Origin of the sequence: Pseudaminobacter salicylatoxidans (assembly GCF_003148475.1) — a bacterium.
In the GTDB taxonomy this organism is placed as follows: Bacteria; Pseudomonadota; Alphaproteobacteria; order Rhizobiales; family Rhizobiaceae; genus Pseudaminobacter; species Pseudaminobacter salicylatoxidans.
In genome coordinates, this window is sequence record NZ_QGGG01000001.1 from 485950 (window position 1) to 505406 (window position 19457).

The 19457-nt window shown below is 62.7% G+C and carries 16 protein-coding genes; 4 read left to right on the plus strand and 12 right to left on the minus strand.

Translation table 11 applies throughout. The annotated features are described in order from the left end of the window. Nucleotides 1-39: 39 nt before the first annotated feature. Genes C7441_RS02160 through C7441_RS02175 form a run of 4 tightly spaced genes read left to right on the plus strand, consistent with a single transcriptional unit; the run spans nucleotide 40 to nucleotide 4069 of the window. Nucleotides 40-918, plus strand: a complete 879-nt coding sequence (locus C7441_RS02160) for a CoA transferase subunit A (RefSeq protein WP_109611504.1) — start codon at nucleotides 40-42, stop codon at nucleotides 916-918. Between the two features lie 11 nt (nucleotides 919-929). Further along, nucleotides 930-1730 (plus strand): CoA-transferase subunit beta, encoded by an 801-nt coding sequence (locus C7441_RS02165; RefSeq protein WP_109611614.1) that lies wholly within the window; start codon nucleotides 930-932, stop codon nucleotides 1728-1730. 50 nt (nucleotides 1731-1780) lie between these two features. Then, nucleotides 1781-2989, plus strand: a complete 1209-nt coding sequence (locus tag C7441_RS02170) for an acyl-CoA dehydrogenase family protein (protein ID WP_109611505.1) — start codon at nucleotides 1781-1783, stop codon at nucleotides 2987-2989. 3 nt (nucleotides 2990-2992) lie between these two features. Continuing rightward, nucleotides 2993-4069, plus strand: a complete 1077-nt coding sequence (locus C7441_RS02175; protein WP_109611506.1) for a phosphotransferase family protein — start codon at nucleotides 2993-2995, stop codon at nucleotides 4067-4069. Nucleotides 4070-4082: 13 nt separating this feature from the next. On the opposite strand, the gene ngg is transcribed toward C7441_RS02175, so the two are convergent. From ngg to eutB, 12 genes are all read right to left on the minus strand, one after another. After that, nucleotides 4083-5882 (minus strand): N-acetylglutaminylglutamine synthetase, encoded by a 1800-nt coding sequence (gene ngg, locus C7441_RS02180; RefSeq protein WP_109611507.1) that lies wholly within the window; start codon nucleotides 5880-5882, stop codon nucleotides 4083-4085. A gap of 1 nt (nucleotide 5883) precedes the next feature. Further along, complete coding sequence (locus C7441_RS02185; protein ID WP_109611615.1) at nucleotides 5884-7659, minus strand: N-acetylglutaminylglutamine amidotransferase; 1776 nt, start codon at nucleotides 7657-7659, stop codon at nucleotides 5884-5886. A gap of 121 nt (nucleotides 7660-7780) precedes the next feature. Then, complete coding sequence (locus C7441_RS02190) at nucleotides 7781-8581, minus strand: FadR/GntR family transcriptional regulator (protein ID WP_109611508.1); 801 nt, start codon at nucleotides 8579-8581, stop codon at nucleotides 7781-7783. Nucleotides 8582-8588: 7 nt separating this feature from the next. Further along, entirely contained in the window at nucleotides 8589-9386 is a 798-nt protein-coding gene (locus tag C7441_RS02195) for an ATP-binding cassette domain-containing protein (protein ID WP_109611509.1), read from the minus strand. Beyond that, the gene (locus tag C7441_RS02200) at nucleotides 9383-11188 is read right to left on the minus strand and encodes a dipeptide/oligopeptide/nickel ABC transporter permease/ATP-binding protein (RefSeq protein WP_109611510.1); all 1806 of its coding nucleotides are present in this window, start codon (nucleotides 11186-11188) and stop codon (nucleotides 9383-9385) included. Before C7441_RS02200 ends, C7441_RS02195 begins: the two co-directional genes overlap by 4 nt. Continuing rightward, on the minus strand, nucleotides 11185-12132 hold the full coding sequence (locus C7441_RS02205; protein ID WP_109611511.1) for an ABC transporter permease: 948 nt from the start codon (nucleotides 12130-12132) through the stop codon (nucleotides 11185-11187). Before C7441_RS02205 ends, C7441_RS02200 begins: the two co-directional genes overlap by 4 nt. Before the next feature lie 22 nt (nucleotides 12133-12154). Further along, a complete protein-coding gene (locus C7441_RS02210; RefSeq protein ID WP_109611616.1) occupies nucleotides 12155-13717 on the minus strand; it encodes an ABC transporter substrate-binding protein in 1563 nt (520 codons plus the stop codon). Nucleotides 13718-13878: 161 nt separating this feature from the next. Further along, nucleotides 13879-15030, minus strand: a complete 1152-nt coding sequence (locus C7441_RS02215) for an osmoprotectant NAGGN system M42 family peptidase (protein ID WP_109611512.1) — start codon at nucleotides 15028-15030, stop codon at nucleotides 13879-13881. Between the two features lie 149 nt (nucleotides 15031-15179). Then, complete coding sequence (gene doeB, locus C7441_RS02220; protein ID WP_109611513.1) at nucleotides 15180-16175, minus strand: N(2)-acetyl-L-2,4-diaminobutanoate deacetylase DoeB; 996 nt, start codon at nucleotides 16173-16175, stop codon at nucleotides 15180-15182. Between the two features lie 6 nt (nucleotides 16176-16181). Next, the gene (gene doeA / locus C7441_RS02225; protein WP_109611514.1) at nucleotides 16182-17372 is read right to left on the minus strand and encodes an ectoine hydrolase DoeA; all 1191 of its coding nucleotides are present in this window, start codon (nucleotides 17370-17372) and stop codon (nucleotides 16182-16184) included. 36 nt (nucleotides 17373-17408) lie between these two features. After that, nucleotides 17409-18401 carry an ectoine utilization protein EutC gene (gene eutC, locus C7441_RS02230; protein WP_109611515.1) on the minus strand — a complete coding sequence of 331 codons (993 nt, stop codon included), beginning with the start codon at nucleotides 18399-18401 and terminating at the stop codon, nucleotides 17409-17411. Beyond that, nucleotides 18398-19372 carry a hydroxyectoine utilization dehydratase EutB gene (eutB, locus tag C7441_RS02235; protein ID WP_109611516.1) on the minus strand — a complete coding sequence of 325 codons (975 nt, stop codon included), beginning with the start codon at nucleotides 19370-19372 and terminating at the stop codon, nucleotides 18398-18400. Before eutB ends, eutC begins: the two co-directional genes overlap by 4 nt. Between the last annotated feature and the right edge of the window lie 85 nt (nucleotides 19373-19457).

The window sequence follows — 19457 nt, forward strand, 5'->3', positions numbered from 1 at the left end:
CACCTCCCATACCTCAATTGCAACACGGATACTGAGCCAATGACAAAGGAAATGACCCTTAAATCTGTCGTCGCGGAATTGCGCGACGGCATGACCATCGGGATGGGCGGCTGGGGACCACGCCGCAAGCCAATGGCGCTTGTCCGCGAGATTCTGCGCTCCGATCTGAAGGACCTCACAATCGTCGCCTATGGCGGGCCGGAAATCGGCATGCTGTGTGCTGCCGGCAAGGTCAGGAAGCTGATCTACGGCTTCGTGTCCATGGATGTGATCCCGATCGAACCGTATTTCCGCAAGGCGCGCGAAGCCGGCGCCATCGATGTCGTCGAACTCGACGAAGGTCATCTGTTGCTCGGCCTGCGCGCGGCCGGGCACAATGTGCCCTTCATTCCGACGCGGGTCGGGTTGGGCTCCGCCGTCATGATCAACAATCCTCAGCTCAAGACCATCAGATCGCCCTATGAGGACGGCGAAGTTCTGGTGGCAATGCCGGCGATCAAGCTCGACGCGACCTTGCTTCACGTCAGCCGGGCCGACCGCAACGGCAATACGCTTACCTTCGGTCCCGATCCCTATTTCGATGACCTCTTCGCGCGCGCCGCGGGCAAGGTCTACGTCACAGCGGAAGAGGTGGTCGACAGCATCGCCTCCGACAACCCCGAAGACATGAAGGCCAACCTCGTCGAGCCTTATCTCGTCAAGGGCGTGGTCAACGCACCGCTGGGCGCACATCCCACGGCCTCGCACTATTCCTACGGATGGGATTTGCCGCATCTGAAGGCCTATGTGGCCTCCGCCGCAGAGGAAAATGGCTGGGCAGCCTATTTCGACAAGCATATCGCCGGAGGCGAGGAGAGCTACGCCGCAAGCGTTGGCGGCGAAGCCCAGATCCGCCAGTTGCCCCTCCCAACAATGTGATCGGAAACAACATGACCATTGCCAAGGATTTCACTCTCGCCGAACTGATCATCGTGGCGGCCGCCGAAGCATGGCGGGGCGACGGCGAGTTGTTCGTCACCGGTATCGGCCCTGTACCTCGCATCGCGGCAGGCCTTGCCAAGATGACCTTCGCTCCCGGAATTCAGCTCACCGACGGCGAGGCCTTTCTGGTGGAAACGCCCGTACCGCTTGGACCGCGCGGCGATTTCAAGCCCAGATACAGCGGCTGGATGCCCTACAGCCGTGTCTTCGACAGCGTCTGGTCAGGCCAGCGCCATGCCATGGTGACCCCCGTCCAGGTGGATCGTTACGGACAGGCCAATATCTCCGCGTTAGGTCCGGATTTCAGGAAGCCGAAGGTGCAGATGCTCGGCGTTCGCGGCTTTCCGGGCAACTCGATCTGCCACAAGAACTCGATGTTCCTGCCCAACCACAACAAGCGCACCTTCGTCGAAGGTGAGGTCGATGTGGTCGCAAGCGTCGGCTTCAATCCGAAGAATTGGCCGGAAGGCGTCAAGCCCGCTGCCGATCTTGGCCTGATCGTCACCGATCTGTGCGTCTTCGACTTCAACGGACCCGATCATGCCGCCCAGGTGCTGTCTCTGCATCCCGGCGTGACGTTCGAGCAGGTGCAGGAAGCAACCGGCTTCCCGCTGCTGCGCGCCGCCGGCATGAAGGTCACCGAAGCTCCCACCGAGGAGCAACTGGCGATCATTCGCACCCTCGATCCGCACGGAGTGCGTACAACGGTGCTCAAGGGCAATCCGCCCGGCATTCGCGCCGCGGCCTGACAAGCGTGGGGGCGCATCGCCCCCTTCCCCCCCAATCTTCGGTCAATGCGATGAATTTCGAATACAATCAGAAGACCAAGGACCTTCTCGCGCGGCTCAACGCGTTCATGGACAGCCACGTCTATCCGAATGAACGGCTCTACCACGAGCAGGTTTGCGCCGACCGGTGGGGCAATCCGCCGATCATCGACGAGCTGAAGGAAAAGGCGCGAGCGGCCGGTCTGTGGAATCTGTTCCTGCCGGATTCGGAGCATGGCGCGGGCCTCACCAATGTCGAGTACGCGCCGCTGTGCGAGGTGATGGGCCGCGCCCATTTCTCGCCGCAGATATTCAACTGCGCCGCCCCCGACACCGGCAACATCGAGACCATCGAGCGCTACGGTACGCAGGAGCAGAAGGCGCGCTGGCTTCCCGGCATGCTGGACGGCACGATCCGCTCCGCCTTTGCGATGACGGAACCGGAAGTGGCTTCCAGCGACGCCACCAATATCCGAAGTTCCATCGTGCGCGACGGCGACGACTATGTGATCAACGGCCACAAATGGTGGATCTCGGGTGTGGGCGATCCGCGCTGCGAACTGCTCATCTTCATGGGCAAGACCGACCCGCAAGCACCGAAACACAAACAACAATCCATGATCCTGGTGCCCCTGAAGACACCGGGCATAGAGGTCATCCGGCCGATGACCGTCTTCGGTTACGACGATGCACCGCACGGCCACATGGAAATCCGTTTCGAGAATGTGCGTGTACCTGCTTCCAGCATCCTGCTCGGCGAAGGGCGCGGCTTCGAGATCGCGCAGGGCCGTCTCGGTCCCGGCCGCATCCACCATTGCATGCGGCTGATCGGCCTAGCCGAACGCTGCCTTGAGCTGATGTGCCGGCGTGTCAGCAAGCGCGTCGCCTTCGGGCGGCCCATCGGCGAACAATCCGTCACGCTGGAGCGCATCGCCGAATCCCGCATCCTGATCGACCAGGCGCGCCTTCTGACGCTGAAAGCCGCCTATATGATGGATACTGTGGGCAACAAGGAAGCGCGCGCCGAGATCGCCATGATCAAGGTTGCCGCGCCCAACATGGCCTGCAAGGTGATCGACTGGGCAATCCAGGCACATGGCGCGGCGGGCGTCTCGCAGGATTTCGTGCTCGCCAACTATTATGCCCATGCGCGCAAGATTCGCTTTGCCGACGGCCCCGACGAGGTGCACCGCAACCAGATCGGCCGGCTGGAACTCGCCAAATACGCCGAGGCTACCTGACAGATGGAAGCGAGCCGTTTTGTCGGAACAGAACCGCTGCCGGCGGGCAGCCGCGTGGACCCGCAGAAACTGCAGCGATATCTGCGCGAGCATCTGCCCGACTGCCAGGGCGAAATGACGGTCGAGCGCTTTCGCGGCGGCCAGTCCAACCCGACCATGGTGCTTGCCTTCGACGGCAAGCGCAAGCTGGTGCTGCGCAAGAAGCCTGACGGCAAGCTCCTGCCATCGGCTCATGCGGTGGACCGCGAATACCGCGTCATCTGCGCCCTGCACGGTTCAGGCGTTCCGGTGGCGCGCGCCCGGCTGCTTTGCGATGACGCCGATATCGTCGGCGCCATGTTCTACATCATGGACTATGTCGAGGGCCGCTCATTGTGGGACCCCTCCTTACCCGGCATGACGGCCGCCGAACGTGCTGCGATCTATGGCGAGATGAACCGTGTGATCGCTGGCCTGCACGGGATCGATTGCGCCAGGGTTGGCCTGGAGGATTTCGGCAAGCCCAACGACTACGTGGCGCGTCAGGTCGCCCGCTGGACGAAGCAATATCGCGCTTCGGAAACCGAGATCATCGAGGCGATGGACAGGCTGATCGCCTGGCTGCCCGACAACATACCCGCCCAGCATCGCACCTCGCTCATCCATGGCGATTTCCGCATCGACAACATGATCTTCCACCCCACTCAGGCAAAAGTGCTGGCCGTGGTGGATTGGGAATTGTCGACGCTCGGCGATCCCATGGCGGATTTCGCCTACCACATGCTGACCTGGCATTTTCCGCAGCGATCCTACCGGGGGCTTGCCGATGTCGATCTGGCGGCGCTGGGGATACCACATGAGCCTGCCTATCGCGCGGCATACCTCGTCGCCAGCGGCCAGGAGAGTGTGAGCAACCGCGACTGGTACGCCTATCTTGCTTTCTGTCTGTTCCGTGTCGCCGCGATACGTCAGGGCATCATGAAGCGCGTGGTGGAAGGCACGGCCGCCAGCGCTCACGCACGCGAAGCCGGCGCGCTGGCCCGCCCGGTGGCGGAACTCGGCTGGCGTTACGCGCAAATGGCCATGAGGCAACAGGGATAGAGACAGGTATCCGTCACGAGGTCGCGCCGAAAGGCTGCGTGCCGGGGAACAGCAGATCGACGAAACGTTCGGCTGTCGGCTGCGGTTCGTGATTGGCAAGGCCCGGCCGCTCATTGGCCTCGATGAACACATAATCCTTCCGCTCGGGGTCGCGCACCATGAAGTCGATGCCGACTACGGGGATGTCGATCGCTTCGGCGGCGCGACAGGCTGCCTCCACCAGCTTCGGGTGCACCTTTGCGGTGACGTCATGAATGGTGCCGCCGGCGTGCAGGTTGGCAGCCCTGCGAACCACGATCTCGCGGCCGTCCTCAAGCACCGTGTCCAGGCCCAGTTCCTGCTCGGTGAGACAACGCCTGGTCTCGGCGTCGATCGGAATGCGGCTTTCCCCACCGGTCGCGGCGGCGCGACGACGCGATTGCACCTCGATGAGCTTTCGTACCGTGCTTTTGCCATCGCCGACGACACGGGGCGGCCGCCGCAGCGCCGCGGCGACCAGCTTTCGATCTATGACCACCAGCCGCAGGTCTTCTCCCTCGAAACACGCTTCCAGAAGCACGCGCTCGCACACGGTGCGCGCCTGCCTGATTGCCGCTTTCAGGTCTTTCATCGTCGTGATGCCGACCGAGATGCCGCGACCCTGCTCGCCACGGGCCGGCTTGACCACCAGCTTGCGGTGGCGTGCGAGAAATGCCTCCATCTCGGACTCCCCGGCTTCTGCTTCCATCTGCGCGGGGACCACGAGACCGGCTTCCGAGACGAAACGGCGTGTCGTCGCCTTGTCGTCGCAGATCGACATCGCAATGCTGGAGGTGAGTTCGGACAGGCTTTCGCGGCAATGTATCGATCTGCCGCCATGCGACAGGCGAAAGAAGCCGCCCGCCGCATCGGTTATCTCCACCTGGATGCCGCGCCGCAAGGCCTCGTCGACGATCAGCTTCGCATAAGGATTGAGCGCGCTGTAGGACTCGATCGGCAGGGCAAAGAACTTCTCGTTGATCGCGTTCTTGCGCTTCACCACGAAAAGCGGGACGCGGCGAAAGCCCAGCTTTTCATAGAGCTTGATCGCCTTGTCGTTGTCATGCATCACCGACAGGTCGACATAGCTCAGACCCCGCGCCTGGAAATGCTCGGCCAACTTGCGCACGAGCCGCTCGCCGATGCCCGGCTGGCGTGCCTGCGGATGAACCGCCAGGCACCAGAGGGAGGCACCACGCTCAGGATCATCGAACAGCCGCTGGTGATCGATGCCCGTTACCGTCCCGACGACCTGGCCGGTGACATCGTCCTGCGCGATAAAATAGGTAACTGCGCGATTGTCCCGTTCGGTCGAAAAGAAATCCGGCCGCACCTGCACCATCCCGCAAGCGCCATAGACGGCATTGATGCCTTCGACATCGGCCTCCGAAGCGAAACGACGAATGGTGATGCCGCGTGCGCGCCGATTGCTGCCCCGATAGGTGGCGAGATCCAGCCGGTATGTGTGCGAGGGATCGAGAAAGATCTCCTGTGGCGCCGAGGCCAGCAGCACATGAGGATCGCGCACGTAAAAGGCGATGTCGCGGCTGGCAGGCGCTTCCTCGCGGATTTCCGCCAGCAGCGCGGCGTTATCCCTGAATGTCTGCGCGAAAAGCAGCCGGCCCCAGCCGCAATCGAGCGCGACATTGCGATTTCCGGAAGCTCCGCCGGCTTTCCTGCGGCTAGGATAGGTGCCGGCATTGGACGTTTCGCGCAGGCGTGTCAGGCGATGCGAAACGGCCTTGGTATTTCGCGGCCGGGAATGAAGGGTGGCGACGTTTTCATGCTTCTTCATGTTACGCCTCCTGTGCCTGCAGCCACATTTCCAGAAGGCCTGCCTGCCACAACTCGGAACCGCGCAGGGGCGTGATGTGCTCGGAAGGGTTTGCAAACAGCCGCTCCAGGTAGTCCTGGCGGAAAAGCCCGCGTTCGCGCGCCGCGCGCGAGGAAAGCGCATCACGCAGCATGTCGAGATAAGGACCGGCAATGTATTTGAGTTGCGGAACCGGGAAGTAGCCCTTCTTGCGGTCGATCACGTCGGCCGGAACCACCCGTCGCGCCACATCCTTCAGGATGCCCTTGCCGCCGTCGCGCAGTTTTTCCTCCGGCGGAATGCGTGCTGCCAGTTCCACCAGTTCATGGTCGAGGAAGGGCACGCGCGCCTCCAGCCCCCAGGCCATGGTCATGTTGTCGACGCGCTTCACCGGGTCATCGACCAGCATCACATTGCTGTCGAGCCGCAGCGCGCGGTCCACCGGCGTATCGGCGCCGTCGCGCAGCAGATGCTCCCGCAGCAGGTCGCCGCTGGGGTCGCGCTCCGGCATCCAGTCGGGCGCGAGTTGCGTTCGCAGCATTTCGTGCGAGCGATCCCGGAAAGCCTTGCCATAGTCTTCCACCACATCGTTGGACTCTGCCAGCGGCGGATACCAGTGATAGCCGCCGAACACCTCGTCGGCCCCCTGCCCGGACTGCACCACCTTGATATGCTTCGATACTTCCTTCGACAGCAGGTAGAAGCCGACATTGTCGTAAGAGACCATCGGCTCGGACATCGCCGCGATGGTTCCCGGCAGAGCGCCCATCAATTGATCGGAAGGCACGAAAATCTTGCGATGGTCGGTGCCGAAATGACTGGCGATAAGGTCGGAATAGACGAATTCGTCTCCCTTTTCGCCGTTCGCTTCCTCGAAGCCAACCGAAAAGCTCATCAGGTCGCGTTGCCCCGCTTCCGCGAGCAACCCGACGATGAGGCTGGAATCGACACCGCCGGAAAGCAGCACGCCGACCGGAACGTCGGCGATCATGCGACGCTTCACGGCAAGCCGCAGTGCCGAAAGCAGGCGTTCGGCCCATTCCTCGCGACTGATCGCGCCGTCGCCGGGACCGCGCGCATAGGCGGGGTCCCAATAAAGGCGGTCCTCGAAGCGACCATCAGCCTCGTAGATGCGAATCGTTGCCGCGGGCAGTTTGCGCACGCCGTTGAAGATGGTGCGCGGAGGCGGCACCACGGCGTGGAAGCTCATGTAATTGTGCAAGGCGCTGCGGTCGATCGAGGTGTCGACGCCACCGGCCCTGGCCAGCGCCGGCAGTGACGACGCGAAGCGCAACGCACCGTCGACCTGCGCCAGATAAAGCGGCTTGATGCCGAAGCGGTCACGCACCATTGCCAGGCGGCCGCTGTCGCGCTCATGGATGGCAAATGCGAACATGCCGTGGAAACGCGAGATGCAATCCTCGCCCCAGGCATGCCACGCCTTGAGGATCACCTCGGTGTCGCCATCCGAGAAGAAACGGTAACCTTTTTCCTGAAGTTCGGCGCGCAACTCACGGAAATTGTAGATACAACCGTTAAAGACGACCGACAGGCCGAGGTCGGCGTCGATCATGGGTTGCTGCGATTTTTCGGAGAGGTCGAGAATTCTCAATCGTCGATGACCGAAACCGACATTGCCGCGTATAACAATACCGGATGCATCCGGGCCGCGCGGGGCAAGAACGTCGGCCATGGTTGAGATTGCCAGAACGGACGGCGTACCGCCGTCGAACCTGACTTCACCGCAAATTCCACACATGAATAAGGTCGGGACCTCCATTGTTCACTGACATAAAAAACGTCAGTCCATGGTACCGCCATGGGCTGACGTCGCTCGAACGCTAACGGGGAACGGCACAGATGGTTCCGGTCAGAAACCGTCATCCACTCGCCTCCCGTTCGATAATCTCGGCGGCCTTGGCGATCATGTAGCATTCCGCCGCCACCATGTGGTCGCTGGTGATGCGGCGCGCGTCATCGCTGCGACCATCCTTCAGGGCGGCCATCAGCCGATGCTGGAACAGCAGCCCCTCTTCACGTGAGGCAGGCGCCGGATCGGCATAAATCTGCCGCGCCAGCGGCAGTTCCCGCAAAAGATTCTGCATCAGTCCACACAGAAACCCCAGAAGCGGGCTGGGGCTGAGTTCGGCCAACAGCGAATGAAAATCCAGCTCCGCGATGCGCTGATGATATTGTTCGTCGAGATCGGCGGGTGGGTGGTCGTAGATGCGGATAGTTCGTTCCAGCCGCGCGAGATCATCGGCTTCGACATTGCCCGCCAGCAGCGCCGCCAGTTCCGGCTCCAGCATCTTGCGTATCGCATAGATGTCGGGAAGGCTCGGCTGATCGAAGAAAAAGTAGTTGCCCAGCAACTCCATCGCATGTCGGGCTGACGGTTGTGCCACGAATGCCCCACCGCCCGGACCGCTGCGGGTATAGACCAGGCCTTGCGTCTCGAGTGCCTTCATGGCTTCTCGTACGGTGCCCTTGGCGGCCTTGAACCGGTCAATCAGTTCCTTTTCCTGTGGCAGGCGATCGCCCGGCACCAGCGCGTTCGCGCGAATGGTATCCTTGATGCGATCGGCGATCGCCTCTGGCCGACGGCGGCTTCGTTCGACCGGAACGAAGAAACGTCCCTGTTCTTCAACTTTCTGTCTGGGTTTTTGGCTGGTTGAAACCATTGCCGTGTCACTCTTTCCTGATGCGGGGCGCGCTTGCGAGAAGCTTTCGTGTATAGTCGTGCTGCGGGTCGGCAAACAGCCGCCCGGCGGGCGCCTCCTCCACGATATCTCCGAAATGCATGACGGCCACGCGATCGGAGATGGCCTCGACCACGGCAAGGTCATGACTGATGACCAGATAGGACAACGCGAACCTGCGCTTGAGGTCTCGCAGCAGGAGCAGCACCTGTGCCTGCACCGAAACATCCAGCGCGCTTACCGGCTCGTCGAGCACCATGATCTCCGCTTCGGCAGCGAGCGCGCGCGCAATGGCAATGCGCTGGGCCTGACCACCGGAAAATTCGTGCGGATAGCGTGAAAGCGTATCGCCCGGCATTTGCACGGCATCGAGCAGTTCCTGGATACGCTCCCGGCGTCCGGAATGGTCGTATCTGCACAAAATCTGCAACGGGGCATCCAATATCTGGCCGATGGATTTGCGTGGATTGAGCGAAGCGACGGGGTCCTGAAAGACATACTGGATCATCCTGCCGAAGGCGCGCGGTCCTTCGCGACGCATTTCCATGGCATCGCGCCCGCCGATGCGTATCCTGCCCGAAGTCGGTTCCTCCAGTCCCACGAGCATCCGTGCAAGCGTGCTCTTGCCTGAGCCGCTCTCGCCCACGACGGCAAGCGTTTCACCGCGACGCAGTTCCAGCGATACGTCCTTCACAGCCCGTATCTCATGCCGAGTGCGGCCAAGAAGGGTGCGCCTCCCACCAAACGTCTTGCTGAGACCTTGCGTCCTGATTGCCGCTTCGCTCACGTCTGCGCCTCCGCCTTTGGCTGCTTGAACAGGTGCTCGATGCGGTCGAGGAAGGTGTCGCCCAGACCGAGTTCCGGCACACAGGCGATAAGCCGCCTGGTGTAGGCATGCTGCGGACTGGCCAGCACCTTGCCGGTCGGGCCGGTTTCCACGATCTCGCCATCGCGCATGACGGCAACCCGGTCGCAGATTTCCGCAACCACGCCGAAATCATGCGTGATGAACAGCAGCGCCAGGTTGCGCTCGCGCTGCAGGTCACGCAGCAATTCGAGAATGCGCGCCTGCACCGTAACGTCCAGCGCCGTCGTCGGTTCATCCGCAATGATGATGTCAGGATCGTTGGCCAGCGCCATGGCGATGCCGACCCGCTGCCGCTGACCGCCTGAAAGCTGGTGCGGATAGTGGGCCGCGCGGTCGCGCGCATCGGGTATGCCGACCTTTTCAAGCAGCGCCACCGCCTTTTCGCGCCGCTCGCCGCGCCCCATCCGCTGATGCGCCCCGATCGCCTCCTCAACCTGCCGTCCGATCGGGTACATCGGGTGCAGGCTGGTCAGCGGATCCTGGAAGATATAGGCAACGCGGCTGCCTCGGCTGGCGATCAGCCTGGTCTGCGACATGGCCAGCACGTCCTCGTCGCCGAGATAGATAGCGCCGTCGCGGATAAATCCAGGCGGTGAAGCGACAAGCCCCATGACCGAAAGCGCCGTCACGCTCTTGCCCGACCCGCTCTCGCCAATCAGTCCCAGGCATTCGCCGGGCGCCAGGTCGAGCGACACGCTCCTGACCGCGGGCACGAAGCCACCTGCACTGAGGAAGCCGGTTTCCAGATTCCGGATGGAAAGCGCCGAACCCCGCGCACCCGGCTCAAACGAGCCGCGATCCGCTGCGATGTCCGTTACCGGTCCCGGCCGCGCCAGCGCCCCGGAGCGCAGTCGGGGATCGAGCACATCGCGTATGCCGTCGCCAAGCACATTCAGGCTGATGACCAGCAGGAAGATCATCAGCCCCGGAACAATCGAGACATGCGGCGCCGTGAAAAGCTGCGCCCTGCCCTCACCCAGCATGGAGCCCAGGTCGGCCTGCGGCGGTTGCGCGCCGAGCCCGAGAAAACTTAAGCCCGCGGTTTCGAGGATCATCCAGCCGGCGGTGGTCGACATGGTAATCACGATCACCGGCAGGACATTGGGCAACACCTCCGTGGCCAGCACGGCAAGGTGCCCCTTGCCGGACAGTCTGGCCGCGTCCACGAATTCGCGGCGCGCCAGCCCCAGCGTGACGCCGCGCACATTGCGGGCAAAGAAGGGAATGTTTACGACAGCAATGGCATAGAGCGCATTCATCAACCCCGGCCCCAGTGCCGCGACGATGGCCAACGCCAGCAGGATGTAGGGAAACGCCATCAGCATATCGATGCCGCGCATCATGAGATTATCGGTTCGCCCGCCTGCATAGCCTGCGACGAGGCCGATTGCCGAGCCGATCACGGCGGCAATCAGCGTTGCAGCGAAACCAACGGCAACGGAGACGCGCGCGCCCCATAGCAAGCGGCTCAACATGTCCCGGCCAAGCTGGTCCGTGCCGAGCGGATGCCCGGCCGCCAGCACCGGCTTCAGGCGATCTGCCGGAGCGGTCACATCGGGATCTGCCAGTGGAAGCACAGGCACGAGAAGCATGGCCATGCCGATCAGTACCAGCGCAACAAGGCCGGCGGCCGCAAGGCGATTGTTCATCAGCAGTCGCCACGAGGAGAGGCGCGCGGATATACCGGCCGGCTCGACCTGGAGTTCCACCGGAACACTCATGTGCGGATCCTCGGATCGAGCATGGTCTGGACGATGTCGGCCAGAAGATTGAACAGGACATAGCTTGCCGCCACCACAAGCACGCCCCCCTGTACAAGCAATATGTCCCGCGTCGAGATCGCCTTGACCAGCATGGCACCAATGCCGGGCCACTGGAACACCGTCTCGATATAGACGGCGCCGCCCAGCACGAAACCTGCCTGAATGCCGATCACCGGAATGACGGAGACCAAGGCAGCACGGAAGGCATGGCGGTAGACGACGCGCCGCTCCGACAGACCCTTGGACCGCGCGGTGCGGATATAATCCTGTCGCAGCACTTCCAGCATTGCGCTACGTGTCAGCCGCGCGATAACGCCGGCCGCCACGACCGCCAGCGTCGCCGCCGGCAGGATCAGATGGACGAGCAGATCCTTGAGGTCGCCGCCGCCATAGACGGCGTACATTCCCGAGGCGGGCAGCACGCGCCAATGCACCGCGAACAGATAGATCAGCAACAGGCCTAGCCAGAAGGACGGGATTGAAATACCCGCCAGCACGAGAAAGGTGATCGTACGATCCACCCAGCCGAATTGCCGGACGGCAGAGACCACGCCGGCCAGCAGTCCGAAGATCGAACACAGCACAAGCGCGACCCCGGCCAGCACCAATGTGGCCTGGAACCGCTCCAGCACCTCGTCCAGCACCGGCCGGTTAAGCGCGAAGGAGCGGCCGAAGTCTCCGTGCAGGACATTGCCGATCCAGATGAAATATTGCTCGACCAGCGGCTTGTCGAGGCCGAGATCGCGGTTGATCCGGGCAACGTTTTCCGGCGTCGCATAGGAGCCGAGAATGGCTGTTGCCGTATCGCCGGGAATTGCCGCCATCACCAGAAAGACGATCACCGACAACCCGAACAGAACCGGCACCACGGCAAATAGCCGCTTGAGCACGTAGGCGAGCAAGAATTTCCTCCCCGGCCTTGCCTTACTGCTTGGTCACTCTGTGCAATTGCAACAGGAACGATGGCTGCAGCTTGAACCCCTGCACGGCGGCTGTCGTCACAGCGTTCTGCTTCCAGTTCGCCACAAACAGCCATGGCGCATCGTCATGAACGATTTTCTGTATCTGGCCATAGAGCTTGCCGCGTTCGGCCTGATCGGTCGAGGTCCGTGCCTTTTCCAGCAATTCGTCCACCTGCGGGTTGGAATAGTAGCCAGAGTTGAAACCGCCCATATCGGGCATCGCATCGCTGCGCAGCGTCAGATAAGGAACGGTGTCCGGATCGTTCGTCATCCACGCCATCTCGGCCATGTCCGCCTTGGCCTCCAGACCGGGATTGACCCTCCCGAGGAAGGTGTTCCACTCATAGGTTTCGATCTTCACCTTGAAACCGACTGCCTGAAGATCAGCCTGGATGGCAGCGCCCATGGTGATCGGGTCAAGCATGCCGGAACCTCCCTCGGTGACGTAGAAAGTCAGCTCGGAATTTTCCACACCGGCCTCGGCAAGCAGCGATTTGGCCTTGTCGGGATCATAGGGATAGGGGTCAGCCGTCTCTTCAACCCAGTTGAAGGCTGGCGGAACCGGGCCGGCGGCCACAGTCGCGGCTCCCTGCAAGATGTCGTTGACCAGCGTTTCCTTGTTGACCGCGTAATTGGCGGCCTGCCGAACCTTCTTGTCCTTGAAGGGGCCGGTTCTGGCGTTGAGGATCGCGAACCAGACATGCGGTCCCGCCTGCTCGGCGACGGCGAAATTCTGATCCTGCCTGAAGGTTGCCAGATTGTCCGGCGGCACCTCGACCATGACGTCGATGCCGCCAGCCATCATCTCGGCGACACGCGTATTGGCATCGGCGATCGGCCGGAACACGATGGCTTCCAGTGCCGGCGCGCCGCCCCAATAGTCGGCATTGCGCTCGACGTCGACGCGCTGATTGGACTGCCATTCCGCAAACTTGAACGGCCCGGTGCCCGAAGGATGGCGACCATACTCCTTCCCGTATTTCTCGACCGCGGCCGGTGAGACGATCAGGCCTGTCGGATAGGCCAGATTGGACAGAAATGGCGCGAAAGGCTCTTTCAGCTTGAATTCGACGGTGTGGTCGTCGGGCGCGTTCACCGCGTCGATGGAAGAAAAATTGAAGGAAAGCGGAAACGGGCCGGTATTGTAATAGGGATGGTCTTCCTTGAGCATGCGCTCGAAATTGAACTTCACCGCCTGCGCATTGAAATCCGAGCCGTCGTGGAATTTCACGCCTTGCCGCAGCTTGAAGGTGTAGGTCTTTCCGTCCTCCGAAACCGTCCAGCTCTCGGCCAGTGCCGGCTCCACTTCAAGCGTTCCGTCCTTGTAGCGCACCAGCCCGTCATAGACGTTGACCAGAATACGGAAATCGTTGGTCGCGGTGACGGTGTGCGGGTCGAGAGACTGCGGCTCGGCGATCTGCCCGACGATCAGGACATTTGGCGGTGTCTGCGCGAAAACCGGCGTAATGGCCGCGCTCAGCGTTAAAATGGCTGCGGCGACGACGCTCCGAAATATCCACTTCATGGGCAGGACTTCCTTTCGGCTGGCTGCATTCCACATTAATTTATATGGATAAAATACATATGATCAACTAATTATCATTATTAATTTGGGAGGCGTGCATCATCCCCGCCGTCCGGCACGGCGTCCGAAGCGCGCATTCGTGGAGAATTTCTACCGCCCGCTCAGTCCTCGTCGGGCGTCAGGTCCTGCTCGGCTTGCGACATTTTCTGGTGGGTGAACCCCTTCAGCCCCTCCGCCGTTTCGGTCGCGTCACGCTCGATCTGCACTTCGCTGGCCGCATAGTGGACCAGCAATCTGGCGATGGAGATGAGGGCGTTGAGGTGGATGCGCTCATAGCCGTGGGATGCATCGACGCCGAAGGCCAGCAGTGCGGTGCGCACATCGTGACCCGCCTCGATGGCCGAGGCGGCGTCGGAACGGTAGAAGCGGAAGACATCCTTCTGCACCGGAATGTCATGCTCGCCGCACAGTTCGAACAGCTTTTTGCTCAGATGGTAGTCGAACGGGCCGGTCTGATCGGCCATGGCAAGCGTCACGCCGAACTCGGAGGAATTCTGGCCGGGCGCTGTCGTGCCGTTGTCGACGGCGACCAGCGAGGCAATATCGGCGACCAGCGCCGCCGAAGCGCCGACCCCGACCTCTTCGCCGATCGTGAAAATCCAGTAGGTGTCGACCTGCGTTTGAACGTCCAGCCGCTGCATCGCTTCCAGCGCGGCAAGCATGGTCGCCACGCCGGCCTTGTCGTCCAGGTGGCGCGAGACGATGAAGCCATTGTCGAGAAACTCCGGCGCGGGATCGACGGCGACGATGTCTCCGACATCGATGCCGAGCTGGACGAGGTCGTCGCGGTCACGGGCCAGGGCGTCGACCCGCATTTCGACATGGGGCCAGCCGGTCGGCTGGGTATCTACTTCTTCGTTATAGGTATGGCCCGAGGCCTTGAGCGGCAGGATCGAGCCGCGATAGGTGCCCTTCGACGAAAAGACCGAGACACGCGCACCCTCGGCAAAGCGCGCCGACCAGTGGCCGATGGACACGAGTTCCAGCCGTCCATTCGGTTTCAGGAGCTTCACCTGCGCGCCGAGCGTGTCGAGATGCGAGACGATGCCGCGCGCCGGCCGCCTCGCATTTCCCGGTCGCCTCGCGCGAATGGCGCCGCGCCGGGTGAGCACGACCTCCAGTCCCAGCCGCTGCAGTTCGCGCGCCGTATAGCGCACCGTTTCGTCGGTAAACCCCGTCGGACTGGGAATGGCGAGAAGCGCCTTGAGGCGGGCAACAAGGTAATCGGCGTCGATCTGGATAGCGAATTCCATCAGATAGTGATGACAAAACACCCGGATTCAGTCAAATCCGGCACGTGGATTGGTGAATCCGGAACCGAAATTGAGTAAATCGCGACCCGGATTCCACACTATCCGCGACTGCACGCGGTCAGGTCTTGCCAGGACCGCGGCGCAAATTCTCAGCCGGTCTCGACCGCGATTACGGCAGCACAATCGCCCGCCTTGACCAGGCCCGGAAAATGCCGGGCCGCCAGAAGCCCGGACATCTTCGCCCTGATCTCCTGCGGTGCCTGTCCCGTCCGGCCGGTCGGATAGATGCGGGCCACGACCGCCCCCGCCTCTATCTTCTCGCCGAGGTCAACCATGGTTTCGATCATGCCGTCCTCTTCGGCAAAGGAGAAGCAGTCGCCAGAGGGCATGTCGAGCCAGCGGGTTCGGTCCTTCTCGACCGCACCATCTACGATGCCGGCATGGCGCAGCACGTTCATGATGCCGCGCCGTGCGATGCGCACCGTCCCGGCGCGTGAGGTGCCGCCGCCGCCAAGCTCGGTGGTGACGAAGACCTTGCCCATCTCCTCTGCCGCCGTGTCATACATGCCGACCGCATCGATCTCCAGCATCCTGACCGAATAGGGCGCGGAAAACGCCTCCACCGCCGCGAAGGCCTTCGTCTCCTGATCCTTGTCGGACAGGATATGGGTTGCGCAGAACGGCACGAAATCCAGTGTGCGGCCGCCGGAATGGAAATCGAAGACGATGTCGGCGCGGGGAAGCAGCTCCCTCTGGAAATAGTCGGCGATCTTTTCCGTCACCGTACCGTCCGGACGGCCGGGGAAGGTGCGGTTCATGTTGCCCTTGTCGATGGGCGAGGTGCGCGTACCGGCGCGAAAGGCCGGATAGTTCATCGCCGGCACGATGATGACCGTGCCGGAAACATTTTTGGGATCGAGCGTGCGGGCAAGTTCGTAGAGCGCCAGCGGTCCTTCATACTCGTCGCCATGATTGGCTCCGGTGAGCAGCGCCGTCGATCCCTCGCCGTTTCGGACGACGCAGATCGGGATCATCACCGAACCCCAGGCGGAATCGTCGCGGCTATAGGGCAGGCGCAGGAACCCGTGCTGCACCCCGTCCCGGTCGAAATCGACCGTAGGGGAAATGGGGGAAGGTCTCGGCATGGCCGGCTAGTCCTTCACCACCAGCTTGCGCGGCACATCGGCCAGGCATTCGACGCCGGTTTCGGTGATGAGAATGGATTCGGTGATCTCCAGCCCCATCGTCTCCAGCCAGAGGCCGGTCATGAAATGAAAGGTCATACCGGGCTTGAGTTCCGTGCGGTCGCCCGGCCGCAGGCTCATGGTGCGCTCGCCCCAGTCCGGCGGATAGGAAAGCCCGATCGGATAGCCTGTGCGGTTGTCCTTGACGATGCCGTATTTCTTCAGCACCGCGAAGAAGGCATTGGCGATGTCTTCGCATGTGTTGCCGGGCCTGGCCGCCGCCAGCCCCGCCTCCATGCCTTCCAGCGTCGCCTTCTCGGCATCGAGGAAGGCTTGCGTGGGTTTGCCGAGAAATACCGTCCGCGAAAGAGGACAGTGGTAGCGGTTGTAACAGCCGGCGATCTCGAAGAAGGTGCCCTCGCCCGCTTTCATCGGCTTGTCGTCCCAGGTGAGATGAGGTGCCGAGGCATCCGCGCCCGAGGGCAGCAGCGGCACGATGGCCGGATAATCGCCGCCGATCTTGCCGTCGGGACCGTCCACGCCGCGCGTGCCGGCGTCGTAGATCTCGGCCACGAGATCGCATTTGCGCATGCCGACCTCGATCCTGTCGACGATGCGGGCATGCATCGCCTCCACGATGCGTGCGGCTTTCTTCATGTAGTCGATCTCGGTGGGGCTCTTCACCGCACGCTGCCAGTTGACCAGCGCGGTCGCATCCACGAAGCGGGCGTTGGGCAGGTGCTGCTGCAGCGAAGCGAAAGCCTTGGCCGAAAACCAGTAATTGTCCATCTCGACGCCGATGCGCTTGTTCGCCCATCCGCGCTCGGTCAGCACCTGAGACAGGAAATCCATCGGATGGCGTTCGGTCGACTGCACATAGTGGTCGGCATAGCCGATGATGTTGTCGTGGCCGAGATAGGCGGTGCGCTTCGCACCGTTGGCGTCCTGCCCGCGACCATACCAGACCGGCTCGCCCTGCGGCGGCACGATGACGGCCTGATGCACATAGAACGACCAGCCATCATAGCCGGTTAACCAGGCCATGTTGGACGGATCGGAGCAGATCAGCAGATCGATGCCCCTTGCATCCATCGCTCGCCGCGTCTTGGCGAGGCGGTCCGCATATTCCTCGCGGGTGAATTTCAGGTTGGGCTGCATCTTCCGGTTTCCTCGTTATGGCCCCTCGGGCCGGCATCAGCTCTCGAAAATCGTCCCCGCTCCTGCCGCCCTTGCGCGGTCGCGCGCCAGCGTGGCTATGGCCGTGTCCTGCACACCGGTTCCGGTAAGATCGGCCAGCGTGATGTCGCTCGCCGCGCGCCGTCCCGGCCGCTGGCCGGCGACGATCTGGCCAAGCTCGGCAACTCCCGCGTCCGCTGCCATCACGCCCGCCTCGATGGCATGGTGCAGCTCGCCGAGCCGCCGCGCCTGCCGGGCGCTGTCGGCGACATAGAGATCGGCCATGCGGATGATCGCGGGCGCGATCTCGTTCTTGTGCTCGGCGTCCGATCCCATAGCGGTGATGTGCTGGCCGGGCGAGACAAACCCCGCATGGATCAGCGGCTCCGTCGAAGGCGTCGTGGTCACGATCACGTCGGCGCCGGCAGCGGCCCTTGTCGCATCGGGCTCGACGCGCACGTCGATGCCCAGCCTTTCGCGCAACTCGCCTGCCGCGACCTCCGCCCTGGCGCGGTCGCGTGCCCAGATGCGCGCCTGCGCGATCGGCCGCACCAGCTTCAGCGCCTCCAGTTGCAGCTTCGCCTGCATGCCCGCGCCGAAGATGGCGGCGACAGCGGCGTCCTCGCGCGCCAGATGTTTTGCCGCCACCGCCCCTGCGGCGGCGGTGCGGATATCGGTCAGATAGCCATTGTCGATCAGCAGCGCCTCGGTGAGGCCGGTGGTGGCGGAAAGCAACACCATCAGCCCGTTGGTGCTCGGCAGGCCGAGTTTCGGGTTGTCGAAGAAGCCGGGGCTGATCTTGATGGCAAAGCCGTCGATACCCGGCACATAGGCGGTCTTCACGTCCACCTCGCCGCGATGTTCGGGAATGTCGAGCCGCAGGATCGGCGGCATCGCCACCTTCTGCGTGGCGAGCGCGCGAAAGGCATTTTCCACGCAGGCAACGGCATCGAGATCGAGCTTCACGACGCGTCGCAAATCCGCCTCGGTGAGGATGGTCATGGACCTCATGTCGCACGCTCCCGGTTTTCACAAATGACGTCGAGATGCCGGTCCATATCGATGTTGCGGCCGGAGAGCACCAGAACAACCGGCCCATCCACCTTGACCTTGCCTGCCAGAAGGGCCGCGATGCCGACCGCCCCCGCCCCCTCGACGATCTCGCGCTCGTGACGATAGGCGTGAGCAATACCGGCGGCGATCTCGTCTTCCGAAAGCAGCACCACATCGTTGAGAAGGTCGCGGCACATGGCGAAAGTCCACCGGTTGTCGAGGCCGATGCCGCCACCCAGCGAATCCGCCAATGTCGGCATCTCCTCCACCTGCACCGGCCTGCCGGTATCGAGGCTGGCCTTCATGGCTGCTCCCCGCTCCATCGAGACGCCGATGATCCTGGCGGCCGGCTTCATGCTCTTGACCGCCGCTGCGATGCCGGATGCCAGCCCGCCACCGGAAAGCTGCACCAGCACTGTCGCCACCTCCGGCACAGCTTCCACGATCTCCAGCCCGAGCGTGCCCTGCCCCGCGATGACGGCCGGGTGATCGAATGGCGGCACCATGACCAGCCCCTCCAGCGCCACCAGCCTGTCCACTTCAGCCTGCGCGTCATCCTGACTGCTCCCGACGATGCGGATATCCGCGCCGAGGCGACGGATTTCCTCCACCTTGTTGGCCGGCACCAGTCTCGACATGCAGATGACGGCGCGCATGCCCTCCAGCTTCGCCGCATAGGCGAGCGCCCGGCCGTGATTGCCGGTGGACGCCGCGACCACGCCGCGCGCCTTTTCCTCCCCACTTAGCGAGGCGATTGCATTGGACGCGCCGCGCAGCTTGAAGCTGCCGGTTGTCTGGCGATGTTCCAGCTTGAGATGAACGGGCCAGCCCACCCGCTCCGTCAATGTGGCCGATCGGATAACCTGCGTCGGTACGATCTTGCCGGCGATGCGGGCCCGCGCGGCACGGATATCGGAGAGAGAGATCATCCGTCACCACCCCACTTTTCGGCCAATGCGCGGGAGCATATTCCCACCACCTCGTGGTGAGAGTTCAGGGATGGGGGCAATCTTA

Excerpts from the sequence above, each read along its gene's own strand:
- C7441_RS02160 (WP_109611504.1), top strand. The coding sequence starts at position 40 with ATGACAAAGGAAATGACCCTTAAATCTGTCGTCGCGGAATTGCGCGAC.
- C7441_RS02165 (WP_109611614.1), top strand. The coding sequence starts at position 930 with ATGACCATTGCCAAGGATTTCACTCTCGCCGAACTGATCATCGTGGCG.
- C7441_RS02170 (WP_109611505.1), top strand. The coding sequence starts at position 1,781 with ATGAATTTCGAATACAATCAGAAGACCAAGGACCTTCTCGCGCGGCTC.
- C7441_RS02175 (WP_109611506.1), top strand. The coding sequence starts at position 2,993 with ATGGAAGCGAGCCGTTTTGTCGGAACAGAACCGCTGCCGGCGGGCAGC.
- ngg (WP_109611507.1), bottom strand. The coding sequence starts at position 5,882 with ATGAAGAAGCATGAAAACGTCGCCACCCTTCATTCCCGGCCGCGAAAT.
- C7441_RS02185 (WP_109611615.1), bottom strand. The coding sequence starts at position 7,659 with ATGTGTGGAATTTGCGGTGAAGTCAGGTTCGACGGCGGTACGCCGTCC.
- C7441_RS02190 (WP_109611508.1), bottom strand. The coding sequence starts at position 8,581 with ATGGTTTCAACCAGCCAAAAACCCAGACAGAAAGTTGAAGAACAGGGA.
- C7441_RS02200 (WP_109611510.1), bottom strand. The coding sequence starts at position 11,188 with ATGAGTGTTCCGGTGGAACTCCAGGTCGAGCCGGCCGGTATATCCGCG.
- C7441_RS02210 (WP_109611616.1), bottom strand. The coding sequence starts at position 13,717 with ATGAAGTGGATATTTCGGAGCGTCGTCGCCGCAGCCATTTTAACGCTG.
- C7441_RS02215 (WP_109611512.1), bottom strand. The coding sequence starts at position 15,030 with ATGGAATTCGCTATCCAGATCGACGCCGATTACCTTGTTGCCCGCCTC.
- doeB (WP_109611513.1), bottom strand. The coding sequence starts at position 16,175 with ATGCCGAGACCTTCCCCCATTTCCCCTACGGTCGATTTCGACCGGGAC.
- doeA (WP_109611514.1), bottom strand. The coding sequence starts at position 17,372 with ATGCAGCCCAACCTGAAATTCACCCGCGAGGAATATGCGGACCGCCTC.
- eutC (WP_109611515.1), bottom strand. The coding sequence starts at position 18,401 with ATGAGGTCCATGACCATCCTCACCGAGGCGGATTTGCGACGCGTCGTG.
- eutB (WP_109611516.1), bottom strand. The coding sequence starts at position 19,372 with ATGATCTCTCTCTCCGATATCCGTGCCGCGCGGGCCCGCATCGCCGGC.